Raw genomic sequence first — 11,954 nt, forward strand, 5'->3', positions numbered from 1 at the left:
AACTACGATACGTTTGTTTTATTTATCACGTAAAGAGGTCGCTTTTTGATATTGTTTCCAATTCTGCTGATATATTCACCAATGATGCCTATACAAATCAATTGAATGCCACCAATAAACATTACAGACAACATGATTGAAGTCCAACCTTGAACGGTATCCTTTAAAACAAATTTACTATACAAGGAATAGAGCATTACAATAAAGGCAAAAAATGAAACAATAAAACCTGCCATAGAAGCAAACTTTAATGGAAAATCAGAAAACGAGGTAATGCCATCCATGGCAAATTTAAACATTTTTTTGTATGTATATCCGGTCTTACCTCCAAATCGTTCTTCACGTTCGTATTCAATATACGTTTGTTTAAATCCAACCCAGGCAATCTGGCCGCGCAAATATTTCTCTTGTTCAGGCATTTGTTTGAGTACTTCAACCACTTTTCGGTCGATAATTCTAAAATCACCTGTATCTACCGGAATATCTATGGACGTAATACTTGACAAGATTCTGTAAAATAATTTAGCAGTCAATTTCTTTAAAAGACTTTCTCCATTTCTACTTTTTCTTCTTGCGTATACTACTTGATAATCTTCATCCATTTTTTTATACAAATCCAAAATCAATTCTGGAGGATCTTGAAGATCTGCATCAATGATTACAATTCGTTTGCCAATGGAATGTTCCAAGCCTGCCGTAACAGCAATTTGGTGTCCAAAATTTCGACTGAAATCAATGTATTTTACCTGAGGGTTATTTAAAGATAACGCTTCAATAAGTTGAATAGACGTATCTTTACTGCCGTCGTTTACAAAAATTAATTCATACGTAATGTTCATTGGTTCTAATACCTTATTGATTCTAGTATATAGAATTGCAATATTAGCTTCCTCATTAAATATGGGAATGATAACAGATAAATCCATTTTATTGTTTTAAAAGCGATAATCTACCAATTTAGGTATTTTGGTTAACAATTTCATCTGGTTTGAAGCTAGTAGGGGAATTATAATTAATAATAAGGTCTTTATCTAATCTGAAGTAGTCCATGTAATAAAAAAGGTCATTTTCTTTGTATATTAGTTTTTATTCATAACTTTAGTATTCAATTAATTACAATACCATTATGAATACGGGAACAGTTAAATTCTTCAATGAAACCAAAGGTTTTGGTTTTATATTAGACAACGCAAGCAACAAGGAAATTTTTGTACATGTTTCAGGCTTGAAAGAACAAATTACAAAAGACGACAAAGTTGAATTCGAAATCGTTGAAGGTAAAAAAGGTGTGAATGCAGTAGATGTGAAAAAAATCTAATTTATTCCATACAACACACAATCTTAAAGGGTTTTCACTTCAGTGTCAACCCTTTATTTTTTCCATGCTGCTTCAATTTCATGTACAGGTAGTGTTTGGTCCTTCATGCATTTGAAATGTTTTTTCGGGCAGGAGTTGTATCCAATTTTAGAGCAAGGTCTGCACGGAAGGTTTTCTACTTGCCACGCAACATATTCTGTTTTATACGGGTACATGCCAAACTCAGGCACTGTATTGCCCCATATAGAAACAATGCGCTTTTTAAAAGCAGCAGCAATATGCATCAATCCTGTGTCGTGGGTATATAAATAGGCTGCTTGCTGAACAATAGATGCGGATTGATTTAAATTGTATTTCCCGCAGGTATTTAAAATCAAGGACTTACTTGGGTAGCTGGCAACCAATTCTTCTGCCATAGGCGAATCATCTTTGCCACCTAATAGAACGATAGGAAGTGTTATTTTTTGAACGAGTTCTTTTAATTTTTCTATGGGCAATCGTTTCGTTGCATGTTGCGCGCCAATCGCTATGGCTACATAATTTTCAGTTTGAAAAGCGGCAGGCAAATCTGCCAATGCTACTACGTCTTTTTCTGGTATAAAGTAATCCAAGCCTTTCTCATCGTTATGCACGCCAAGTGGAATGAGTGTTTCCATGTAACGATCTACGATGTGTTTGTCTGGCATCGTTTTTAATTTCCAATTCACAAACAGCCACTTACGAATATTTAATTTGTTGAAGGAATAGCTTTTTACACCAAGCGACCAAATTATTTTTTTCGTGCGTAGGTTTTTGTGTAAATCAATAATGATGTCAAATTGCTCATTCTTCAATTCTGTAATGAGTGCATTTGTTGAATGGTCTAAGATATGTACTTTATCTATGTACGGATTGTTCGATACGATATTTTTAAACGCACTCTTCGTAGCATAATGGACCTCAACTCCAGATACTTGTTCTTTCAAACAACGAACCACAGGAGTCGTCAATACAATATCACCAATCGAAGAAAAACGCAGTATTAAAATTTTCATATCAATCTATAAATAGAAATTACTTGCCCTTCGTTTTTAACCATGCAGATACTTTTTCTAAAGGCCATGCATTAAATGTTTGATCTACACACAAGCCCGCCTTACGAGCCACGCAAATGCCAAAGTGCACATCTGCTAAGCCAATTTTTTCATGTGCATCGGGATTGATACTAATGATGCAGCCTTTATCTAAGGCATAACCAATATGTCTCCAATCCATATCCAAGCGCCACGGATGCGCATTGATTTCAATGATCACATTGTTTGCAGCACATGCATCAATGATTTTTTTGTGATCGATTGGATAGCCTTCACGTTTTAACAACAACCTACCTGTTGGGTGACCAAGCATGGTTGTAAACGGATTCTCAATGGCTGTAATTAAGCGCTGGGTTGCTTTCTCTTCATTCATTTTTAGATTTGAATGGATGGAAGCAACAATAAAATCAAACGATTTTAATACATCGTCCGAATAATCCAGAGAGCCATCATTTAAGATATCCGACTCAATGCCCTTAAATATTTTTATGGTATTGTATGTAGCGTTTAATGTATCTATTTCAAGTTGTTGTTTTGCTACGGTTTCTTCATTCAAACCGCTTGCATAAAAGGCCGATTTAGAATGGTCGGAGATACCAAAATATGTATATCCCAATGCAACACATGCTTTAGTCATTTCTTCTAAGCTATGTTGGCCGTCGCTATAGGTGGAGTGGTTGTGAAAGCTTCCTTGAATGGCGGCATCGGTAATTAAATCTGCCAATCTGTTTTCTTCAACAAGTTTCAATTCTCTATACCCTTCTCGCAATTCAGAAGGAATAAAAGGGAGTTGAACACGCTGATAAAATTCTTCTTCACTTGCAAAAGGAGTCGCATGCGCAATTTGTAAAAACGTTTTTCCGTTCGCATCTGTTAAACGAAGGTGATTCGCGCCAGAAGAATGTTTGATGAGCTCAGATCCCAAATGAGCTGCATCTGTCATGTAGATTTCAACAGGAATTTTAAACGTTTTATATAAACCATACCATCTATACAAGCCCGATTGCGTGGGGATTTCTTCTAAATAATCCAGCGTTTTTATGTTGGCAAATAATTTAGATGCATCTGTGGCTGCAACGATAAAGGAAATACGATCTACTGTCTCCATCATGCGTCGCATTTCTCCGCAAAGTCTAACACTAGAATTTAAATCCGACTGTAATTTTTTCTCAAGTTCAAATGCCGTCGCTTCAACATCCCCATACAAAAACTTGTCGGATTGCTTTATAACAAATTGAAGCACTTGAATGATATTGTCTTGTGTCTTTTCTCCAAAGCCTTTCAGATTGGCAACGGTATTGTTATGGCAGGCTTCTAATAATTCTTCTTTCGTCGTTATTTCTAATTCCTTCCAAAGGGATTTTACTTTTTTGGGTCCAATCCCTTTGATTTGCAACAACTCAATAACACCTTCTGGTGTTTTTTGTAGCAAGGCTTCAAGTTCAGCTAATTTACCTGTTAGGCTTAACTCCGTAATTTTAGCAGCAATGCTTTTGCCAATACCTTCTTGTTTTTCTAATTCAGCAAGCGATAATGAAGCGAGCGGGATTTCAATTTTCTCAATTTGAAATCCCGCATTCTGTATGGAACGAACTTTAAATGAATTTTCATCGTGCAACTCCATTAATGAAGCTGTTTGTGCAAGCACATCTGCAATTTCCTGATTTGTCAAGGAGGTAATCGGTTTAATTGAAAGGTGTAAAGATAAAAAGTTTTAGGTTTTAAGGTTGAAGTATTATGTAAAAACTGTTCTTTAATACTATGGAAGAGTAAAATTTCAGGGTTTATGCAGAAAAACAAGGTTATTACTCATTCAAAATGCTTAATTTTAAAAGACGATTTTAATCAAGTAAAGTAATGCCTCAAAAAAACGTATTACTTAAAACATATAACTTAAATCATGAATTACTGGCTCATAAAATCCGAACCCTTTAAATATTCTTTTGATCAATTCTTGAAAGATAAAAAAACATTCTGGGATGGTGTGCGCAATTATCAAGCGCGCAACAATCTAAGAGCGATGAAAAAAGGTGATTTGTTATTGTTTTACCATTCGAATGAAGGCAAAGAAGTTGTCGGAATTGCCAAAATAGTAAAAGAGGCATATCAAGATCCGACTACGGAAGACCCAAATTGGGTGGTGGTAGATGTTGCTCCGGTTCAGAAACTTAAGAATCCGGTTACCTTGGCAATGGTTAAGGCAGACAAACGATTGGAAAATATGTCGCTTGTTAAATCCATGCGTTTATCGGTACAACCTGTTCGTAAAGAAGAGTTTGATATTATATTGGAATTAGCTGGTGAATAAAAAAATCAATTCTTTAGCCCGCTATATTCTATAAAATTCTATATTTGTAAAATTTAAAGACAAAGAGATATGTCCAAACGCATAATAATCGACAACGATTTGTTGCAGATCATGTTGGATCGGCTTTGTCAACAATTGATTGAGTCCCACGATGATTTCTCCAATACAGTAATTTTAGCGCTTCAACCAAGAGGAGTTGCAACTGGTTTGCGTATTCATAAAAAGCTTGAAAAGGCTACTAAAAAGAAAATTGATTTAGGGTATTTAGATGCAACGTTTTTTAGAGATGACTTCAGAAGACAGGCGGGTCCTTTACGTGCAAATGCAACGAAGGTGCCATTTCTGATTGAAGGGAAAAGAGTTATCTTGGTAGACGATGTTTTGTATACAGGTCGTACTGTAAGGGCTGCAATGGATGCTATGATGGCATTCGGCAGACCTAAAGATGTTGAATTGCTTGTAGTGATCGATCGAAAATACAGTCGCGATATTCCAATCCAACCCAATTATGTGGGCAGAGAGGTAATGTGTCAAGAATCAGAAAAAGTGGTTGTAGACATTAAAGAAATTGAAGATAAGAAAGAATTAATCTGGTTAGTCAAGAAATAAAAAATAAAATGAGCCAATTATCAGTAAAGCATTTATTAGGAATAAAAGATCTTACACTTAAGGATATTGAACTCATTTTAGAAACCGCCACTCAGTTTAAAGAGGTTATCAATAGACCTATTAAGAAAGTTCCTTCCTTGCGCGATGTGACCATTGCGAATGTTTTTTTCGAAAATTCAACGCGTACACGTTTATCTTTTGAATTGGCTCAAAAACGTTTGTCGGCAGATACCATCAATTTTTCAGCAGCTGCAAGTTCCGTTAAAAAAGGAGAGACCTTACTCGATACTGTAAATAATATATTAGCAATGAAAGTGGATATGATTGTGATGCGACATGCAAGTGTTGGCGCACCACATTTTCTTTCAAAGCACATTAAGGCAAATATTATAAATGCTGGCGACGGCACACACGAACATCCTACGCAGGCATTGCTAGACAGCTTCTCTATTAAAGAAAAACTAGGCAGTGTTGCAGGTAAAAAGGTGTGTATTTTTGGAGATATTTTACATTCACGTGTAGCCTTATCCAATATTTTTGCCTTGAAAAAACAAGGCGCAGAAGTAATGGTGTGTGGCCCCGCTACCTTAATACCTAAGTTTATTGCAGACTTAGGCGTGAAAGTTGAATTTGATTTACGCAAAGCCTTATTATGGTGTGATGTGGCAAACGTCTTGCGCATACAGCTTGAGCGACAAACAATCAAATACTTTCCTACACTTAGAGAGTACGCACAATATTATGGCATCAACAAACAATTGCTTGATTCATTGAATAAAGAAATTGTTATCATGCACCCAGGTCCAATCAATAGAGGCGTAGAATTAAGCAGTGATGTAGCAGATAGTGGGCACTCCATCATCTTAGATCAAGTAGAGAATGGCGTTGCAGTGCGTATGGCTGTAATGTATTTGTTGGCGGGGAATAAATAATAATTTGTCGAATCAATATTTTTTATGCGCCAAATTATTAATCGAGAATTCACAACACACAATAATTTTGTAGTTTAGTATACGATATACAGAAGGTATTAAAATGAGTTGATTGAAAATGATTGATTCGTTTGGATAGTAAGAAGCGGAAAGTATTAATATAAAAGAATTCAACGATTTTTAATCAGGTATTGCGATAAGAAAATGATTCATTCGATAGATGTTATGTTTATGCATTCCCATTCAGCCTGTTCGAAATTTTAAATTACAATTATTAGAACAAGGCAAGTGGCTACAGGTACAATGCCAATAAACTGCGTTGGGGAATAAATAATGTAACGATTGTTGCAACGAATTCTACAGGAACAACAGCAGATATTTAAGATCAATCCATAGACAATTACAGTTATGATGCGATTGGTAATTTTGTAAAAGATTATCCAGAAGAAATTGAACTACATAATAATTCTGTGAGTAAAAGAAATAGGGTGTTTGCTATTAAATAACATAAAATTCATATGAACATAAGTATTTATTTAATGCTGATAATGGTACTATTGTTAAGTAGTTTAACATTTAATGATGATTTATTCCAAAGATATAATCCTAAAATTGGCTTAAGCGGATATCAATTTAAAAAAGACAAAAAAATATATAAAGGGTTGATGCCCATAAAGTATCAAACGCATAAGAATTTTTTATTTGATTCAACAGCACTTGAATACAGAATTGAGATTGTGCATGATCATGAAAATAAAATTCATTATAATGATTCATATAGTAAAGAAGAGTATCTTAAAACAGTTGATTCTTATTATATGGTGATGGACTATGTAGCCAGAATGTACAGATTAAATATTAGTTCAGATAAGTTAAATAAAGAATGTGTTTTTGAGCTAGATTATATGTTAAATGATTCACTTTCGAAATATATAAATGAGTTTAAAATATTTGAAGGGAATCATCCCACAGAAAGCGATATAATATTAAAGATGGGACAATATACTCAGTGTTATCAATATGTTTTTCGACCAATTGTATTAATTGAATTAAAATAATATAACTGTGAAACTTCGATTATTATTTATTGGACTTGGAATAATACTTGTTTCATCGAGTTTTATATACTCCTGCATTAAAACTTTTATTTGGGAGCATGAATTAGTATATAAAATACCTCAGTTAATCGATGAATATCACTTAACTGATAGTTTATGTACTAGTTCATGGATGCTTCAGTTTGGAAAAGAAGAATTGGCTGTTGGTAAAGAACCGTCATTTTTAATTTGTAATTGTGCATTTCTAGATAAGTCCCAAAAGTATCGTCCCAAAATATACAACAAAAAACAATTTTTAGAATATTTAAATTTCAGAGGATTAATTTGCGAATTAAATGCACGTGAATTAAAACAGCATTATGAGAATAAAGTTGTTAATAAGTGCTTTCGAGATATAGATGATAGTTTAAGACTTCGAAATCTACGATTTAAACCTTCGGTGGAATTATTTAAAAAGATGAAACATTTGACAGATAGTTTAAATCAAAAAATAGCTAAGTTGGACGAATATTCAAATCATAAGAAATTAGGAGTTATGGCATATTGGATGGATATGGAGTATTAAATTGCAAACTCACAACACACGATAATCCCGAGGTTTGGGCTACGGTATACCGAACATGCTAAAAATGAGTTGATTGAAAAATGACTAATTCATTTGTTAGAAACTCACAAAAAGTAAGCAGCGGTAATGGTTAATATAAAAGGGAGCTGTGAATTTTAATTAGACATAGCGATAAGAAACCAATACTACAAGCAAGCATTACAGATAGATTTTGCAATTATGTTTTCGGTTTTGTTCGATTCGTTTTATTTTCGCTTCTGTAGAGTAGGTAGTTGTTTCAATGGAAAGATGTTGGTTGGTATATACTTCCATTGGTATTCTACCATTTAAAGAAGCATGCGGGCGTACACAAGAATAGTCGTATACAGCCAAACGGATGCATTCATTCAGCTGAGGCAGCGTTGTTGGTTTGTGATGCCGAGATAACCTTTCATGATTTTATTGATCGCTTCAGTAGGTTTGCTATAGCTACGATGCGAATGGCAACATCCAAACCTTAGCGCGTTATGATGGCAGCGGAGTGAAGTTTGATGAGCTAGATTACAATTACGAAACCAAAGCAGACGGATACAAACATACAACCAATAAACTGCGCTCGCTAGATGATGCAGCAGGAGTAAGCACTACCAAAGCAGATATTGAAGATCAATCCGCAGATAACTACAGCTACGATGCAATTGGAAACTTGACTAGCGACAATCAAGAAGAGATTGCAAAAATTGAAATGGACGGTATCGGGCAAGGTTAGACGCGTGATACGAACAGAGAGCAGCCAAAAACCAAATCTGGAGTTTGAGTACGATGCAAGTGGTCAGCGGATTGTTAAAAAAGTAATTAAAAAGAATGGCAAAATAACTTCTACGTATTATCTTAGAGATGCAAGTGGGAATGTAATGTCGGTGTATGAGTATACTCAAAACGACGATGCACCCGTACTAGCTGAGCAGTATTTATATGGTTCTAGCAGAATCGGTGTATATACGCCAGTAGCCACAGCGGTAGCGTTACATATGGGTAGCATAAGCTTTGGTCGTAAATCATACGAGCTCAGCGATCACTTAGGGAACGTCAGAGCAACGCTGAGTGACTATAGACGACTGGGCTCGATAGCAAAAGTTAAGACAGCAAGCGACTATTATCCGTTCGGTATGCAAATGACTGACAGAATGGTTTCCAATATTGATGGATATCGTTATGGGTTTAATGGACAAGAGCAGGAAGTAGATGCAGGCTCATTCAATTATGACTTCGGGGCAAGGATGTACGATAGTAGGATTGCCAAGTTCTTGAGTGTGGACTTTGCTTATCGTAAATATGCGTTTTGGTCGCCGTATCAATTTGCTGCAAATAATCCTATACAACTTATAGATCATAAGGGTAATGATCCTATTTTGGCTCAACGCTCTTCAAATAGTGGTAACGTTATGATTATTTTGGCAGATTCAAAGAACTTCGAAATAGATTTACAAGATTTAACGTTATCTAATTGGGATTATGTGATTGTTACTGATTTTAAGGATGCAACAGCATGGTTGGAGAAGAATTATGGTGGCACAAAAAGTGAAAAAATAAAAAATTTAGTAGTTGGAACTCATGGAAATGGAAGAGGATCAATATTTTTCCATAAGACAGATATGAATACGGATAGGATGCATATAGAGGCAGAAGATTTTTTGCCTACGCCGCCTGCTTCAACTGATAACGATCCAAATGAACCCACCCCAGATCCAAGAACAAAAGAAAGAGCGGGTGCAGAAATGATAAAAGGAATTAAGAATTACATATCTAGCGATGCAAAAATTATGCTTTTAGCATGCGGTGTTGCTCAAGATCCAGATATGATGCAAGCTCTTTTTGATGCTTTAGGAGGGGGAGATATAGAAGTATTTGGAAATCAGGATTTGACAGCTGCTGGTAATGCAGGTGTAATTAGCCAAACTACAGGTACTAAAACTATTGATATGCAAATAGGACGTGATTTAACAACGAAGGGAGGGAAGGGATGGATGAAACAAACTAAAGATGGCTTGATTCCAATAGAAAAAACTACAAAAGTAAAAATGAGTAGATTTAATGGCATTACAGATAAGAAAAAGACACCTAAAACTAAAACAAATGGCTCCTAAAAAAATATGGGTTTTGATTTATATCTATTTTGTTAGCATAATACTTATACAAGCACAAATAAAATCAGATAAAACTATTTCTGAAATAATTTCAGATGCCCAAAATATACATTCGAATAATGTTTTAGAAAGTAACTTTAAAATTATCTCAAAAAAAATCCTTTACAGTTCTTTTGAGTTTGAAAATTTTGAAGGAAAAAATAATGATAGTACCAACAGAAAATTTTTTGAAATTTCATATTCAAAAGTAGGAGATGTTTTAGGTATTAAAATGATAGATAAAAATGGGCTAGGAAATTTTTATTTTCACGTTATATATACTGAAACTAAAGATACTATTCTGCTTATTGATGATTTAGGTGATAATAAAAAAGGCTCATTTAGAAGACTTAATTCTATTATCTGGAAAAATAAAAATCGTTTTTTTTTACTGAATCAAAGAAGGTTGGATACTGGTTTTTTTAGTAGTGGGATTCAATCTCTATCTGAGTTTTATATTTTGGATTCTCAATTAGTACCAAAAGAAATGATTACTCTTTCTGAAGGTTATGTGATGTCATGTACAACATTCAGATATTATTTCTATGTTAATGATGTACATGAAAAGATAAAAATAACTTTATGGGGATTATCTGCACCAGTGTTTATAACATATAAAAGTTCTTTAGAAGATATATTAGTCGGATTTAATAAATTGAATGAAGGTTTTGCATTAGCAGGCAGCCATTGTAATGTTAGTCTTTATCCAGAATTGAAATATTACTGGAGAAGGACTTATGAATATTGGATAAATACCGTTTGGGATAATTGAGTGATGGTTATAATGTAAAAAGGTTAGATGAAATATTATTGTAATGTTTCATCTAACCATAATAATTTAAAATTACTACTTTGGTCAACTAATATTTTTATTTTTGAATTATCGACAATATATATAGGTTCTTCAATATCATAAAAAAATACAGACCAATAGTATGATAATTCTTTAGAAGATAATTTTCTATATGAAATAGGTGCTTTAGAAAGCTCTTTTATAATATAATCCCATACAACCTTATTTCACCGTGGTCTGTGGCACACCATAGCCGTCAACTTAAGAGATTACTTATCTAGGAAAACAAAGAAAAGTCAATTTTAAGCCGAAAAATCAAGAATTTTTCAGCTTACCTATCAAAATTTGTATCTGAAGAAAGCATAGAATCAATTGCCAAGGAGTCAGGTTTCAAACAAAGGTCTTCGAAAATTTCACCAAAATCTTTTATTGAAACTGTTTTCTTTACCAACTCTAGCAATAGTCCTTCGTTGTCAGAATATTGTATTGATATGGAACACAGTTCTAGTACTTGCGTTTCTAAACAGGCTTTTGATAAGCGGTTTAATGAACGCACGAAGGAAATGTTGTATATCATTCTACAGAAAGTTATGTCTAAGCAGGTAGCCTGCAAACATTCTTTAGTTGAAAGCAAATCGAAATTTACAGACATACGAATAATGGATAGTTCCGAATTTAAATTATCCAAAAATCTTGCAGCCGCTTTTCCTGGATACGGTGGCCTCGGACGAGAAGCGAGTGCTCAAATACAATTTGAATATCAATTGTTTGGATCTAGAATAACAGAATTTACAATTGGTTCAGCAATAGATTCTGATTCAAAAGCAGGAATGAAAAATATTGATTCTATACCTGCCAATACCTTATTACTTAGAGATCTTGGATATTTCAGCCCAAAAATATTCAATGAATTATTAAATAAGAATTTATATTTTATTAGTCGGGCAAAATCTCAATGGAATTTTACATACGTAAAGTTGAAAAATTAGTGCGATTTACTACAGCATATATTATTAATAAGTTAACATGTCAAGACACAAAATATCTTGATATGGAAGTTTTTGTTGGTGCAGAACAATTAAGGGGTCAGGTAAAAAAGCTGGGGAGTAACTGATAAAATATTAACTTTACAG

At 34.1% G+C, this 11,954-nt stretch carries 14 protein-coding genes; 10 read left to right on the forward strand and 4 right to left on the reverse strand.

The features are described 5' to 3' along the window. Nucleotides 1–2: 2 nt before the first annotated feature. Entirely contained in the window at nucleotides 3–926 is a 924-nt protein-coding gene (locus Q0543_RS16925; protein ID WP_299255821.1) for a glycosyltransferase family 2 protein, read from the reverse strand. 200 nt (nucleotides 927–1,126) lie between these two features. Here Q0543_RS16925 and Q0543_RS16930 point away from each other — a divergent pair, with 200 nt between their 5' ends. Further along, nucleotides 1,127–1,318, forward strand: a complete 192-nt coding sequence (locus Q0543_RS16930) for a cold-shock protein (RefSeq protein WP_299255823.1) — start codon at nucleotides 1,127–1,129, stop codon at nucleotides 1,316–1,318. A gap of 53 nt (nucleotides 1,319–1,371) precedes the next feature. On the opposite strand, the gene Q0543_RS16935 is transcribed toward Q0543_RS16930, so the two are convergent. Together Q0543_RS16935 and Q0543_RS16940 are read right to left on the reverse strand one after the other, a co-directional pair. After that, nucleotides 1,372–2,352 (reverse strand): glycosyltransferase family 9 protein, encoded by a 981-nt coding sequence (locus Q0543_RS16935; protein ID WP_299255825.1) that lies wholly within the window; start codon nucleotides 2,350–2,352, stop codon nucleotides 1,372–1,374. Nucleotides 2,353–2,371: 19 nt separating this feature from the next. Then, complete coding sequence (locus tag Q0543_RS16940) at nucleotides 2,372–4,063, reverse strand: helix-hairpin-helix domain-containing protein (protein ID WP_299255827.1); 1,692 nt, start codon at nucleotides 4,061–4,063, stop codon at nucleotides 2,372–2,374. Nucleotides 4,064–4,291: 228 nt separating this feature from the next. Between Q0543_RS16940 and Q0543_RS16945 the strand changes: the two genes are divergently transcribed. The 5 genes from Q0543_RS16945 to Q0543_RS16965 all read left to right on the forward strand — a co-directional run bounded on the left by Q0543_RS16945 (nucleotide 4,292) and on the right by Q0543_RS16965 (nucleotide 7,863). Then, complete coding sequence (locus tag Q0543_RS16945; RefSeq protein ID WP_299255829.1) at nucleotides 4,292–4,699, forward strand: EVE domain-containing protein; 408 nt, start codon at nucleotides 4,292–4,294, stop codon at nucleotides 4,697–4,699. 69 nt (nucleotides 4,700–4,768) lie between these two features. Further along, nucleotides 4,769–5,308, forward strand: coding sequence for a bifunctional pyr operon transcriptional regulator/uracil phosphoribosyltransferase PyrR (gene pyrR, locus Q0543_RS16950; protein WP_299255831.1), 540 nt, complete (start codon nucleotides 4,769–4,771; stop codon nucleotides 5,306–5,308). A gap of 8 nt (nucleotides 5,309–5,316) precedes the next feature. After that, nucleotides 5,317–6,240 (forward strand): aspartate carbamoyltransferase catalytic subunit, encoded by a 924-nt coding sequence (locus Q0543_RS16955; RefSeq protein ID WP_299255833.1) that lies wholly within the window; start codon nucleotides 5,317–5,319, stop codon nucleotides 6,238–6,240. 518 nt (nucleotides 6,241–6,758) lie between these two features. Further along, nucleotides 6,759–7,298 (forward strand): hypothetical protein, encoded by a 540-nt coding sequence (locus tag Q0543_RS16960; protein WP_299255835.1) that lies wholly within the window; start codon nucleotides 6,759–6,761, stop codon nucleotides 7,296–7,298. A gap of 7 nt (nucleotides 7,299–7,305) precedes the next feature. After that, nucleotides 7,306–7,863: a hypothetical protein gene (locus tag Q0543_RS16965; RefSeq protein ID WP_299255837.1), complete on the forward strand. Its 558-nt coding sequence runs from the start codon at nucleotides 7,306–7,308 to the stop codon at nucleotides 7,861–7,863. A 198-nt stretch (nucleotides 7,864–8,061) separates the two neighbouring features. Here Q0543_RS16965 and Q0543_RS16970 read toward each other — a convergent pair whose 3' ends face one another. Then, a complete protein-coding gene (locus Q0543_RS16970; RefSeq protein ID WP_299255839.1) occupies nucleotides 8,062–8,235 on the reverse strand; it encodes a hypothetical protein in 174 nt (57 codons plus the stop codon). Between the two features lie 148 nt (nucleotides 8,236–8,383). Between Q0543_RS16970 and Q0543_RS16975 the strand changes: the two genes are divergently transcribed. The 4 genes from Q0543_RS16975 (at nucleotide 8,384) to Q0543_RS16990 (ending at nucleotide 11,810) form a co-directional block, all read left to right on the forward strand. Next, nucleotides 8,384–8,611: a hypothetical protein gene (locus Q0543_RS16975; protein WP_299255841.1), complete on the forward strand. Its 228-nt coding sequence runs from the start codon at nucleotides 8,384–8,386 to the stop codon at nucleotides 8,609–8,611. A 4-nt stretch (nucleotides 8,612–8,615) separates the two neighbouring features. After that, nucleotides 8,616–9,989, forward strand: a complete 1,374-nt coding sequence (locus Q0543_RS16980; RefSeq protein WP_299255843.1) for an RHS repeat-associated core domain-containing protein — start codon at nucleotides 8,616–8,618, stop codon at nucleotides 9,987–9,989. Then, nucleotides 9,979–10,800: a hypothetical protein gene (locus tag Q0543_RS16985; RefSeq protein ID WP_299255845.1), complete on the forward strand. Its 822-nt coding sequence runs from the start codon at nucleotides 9,979–9,981 to the stop codon at nucleotides 10,798–10,800. The genes Q0543_RS16980 and Q0543_RS16985 overlap by 11 nt, the downstream gene beginning before the upstream one ends. A gap of 392 nt (nucleotides 10,801–11,192) precedes the next feature. After that, nucleotides 11,193–11,810, forward strand: a complete 618-nt coding sequence (locus Q0543_RS16990) for an IS4 family transposase (RefSeq protein WP_299255847.1) — start codon at nucleotides 11,193–11,195, stop codon at nucleotides 11,808–11,810. Nucleotides 11,811–11,954 lie beyond the last annotated feature (144 nt).

Source organism: uncultured Cytophaga sp. (assembly GCF_937863595.1).
GTDB lineage: Bacteria > Bacteroidota > Bacteroidia > Cytophagales > Cytophagaceae > Cytophaga.

Bases quoted from the DNA above. Each gene is read 5' to 3' on its own strand.
- Q0543_RS16925 (WP_299255821.1), bottom strand. From the start codon at position 926: ATGGATTTATCTGTTATCATTCCCATATTTAATGAGGAAGCTAATATT.
- Q0543_RS16930 (WP_299255823.1), top strand. From the start codon at position 1,127: ATGAATACGGGAACAGTTAAATTCTTCAATGAAACCAAAGGTTTTGGT.
- Q0543_RS16935 (WP_299255825.1), bottom strand. From the start codon at position 2,352: ATGAAAATTTTAATACTGCGTTTTTCTTCGATTGGTGATATTGTATTG.
- Q0543_RS16945 (WP_299255829.1), top strand. From the start codon at position 4,292: ATGAATTACTGGCTCATAAAATCCGAACCCTTTAAATATTCTTTTGAT.
- pyrR (WP_299255831.1), top strand. From the start codon at position 4,769: ATGTCCAAACGCATAATAATCGACAACGATTTGTTGCAGATCATGTTG.
- Q0543_RS16955 (WP_299255833.1), top strand. From the start codon at position 5,317: ATGAGCCAATTATCAGTAAAGCATTTATTAGGAATAAAAGATCTTACA.
- Q0543_RS16960 (WP_299255835.1), top strand. From the start codon at position 6,759: ATGAACATAAGTATTTATTTAATGCTGATAATGGTACTATTGTTAAGT.
- Q0543_RS16985 (WP_299255845.1), top strand. From the start codon at position 9,979: ATGGCTCCTAAAAAAATATGGGTTTTGATTTATATCTATTTTGTTAGC.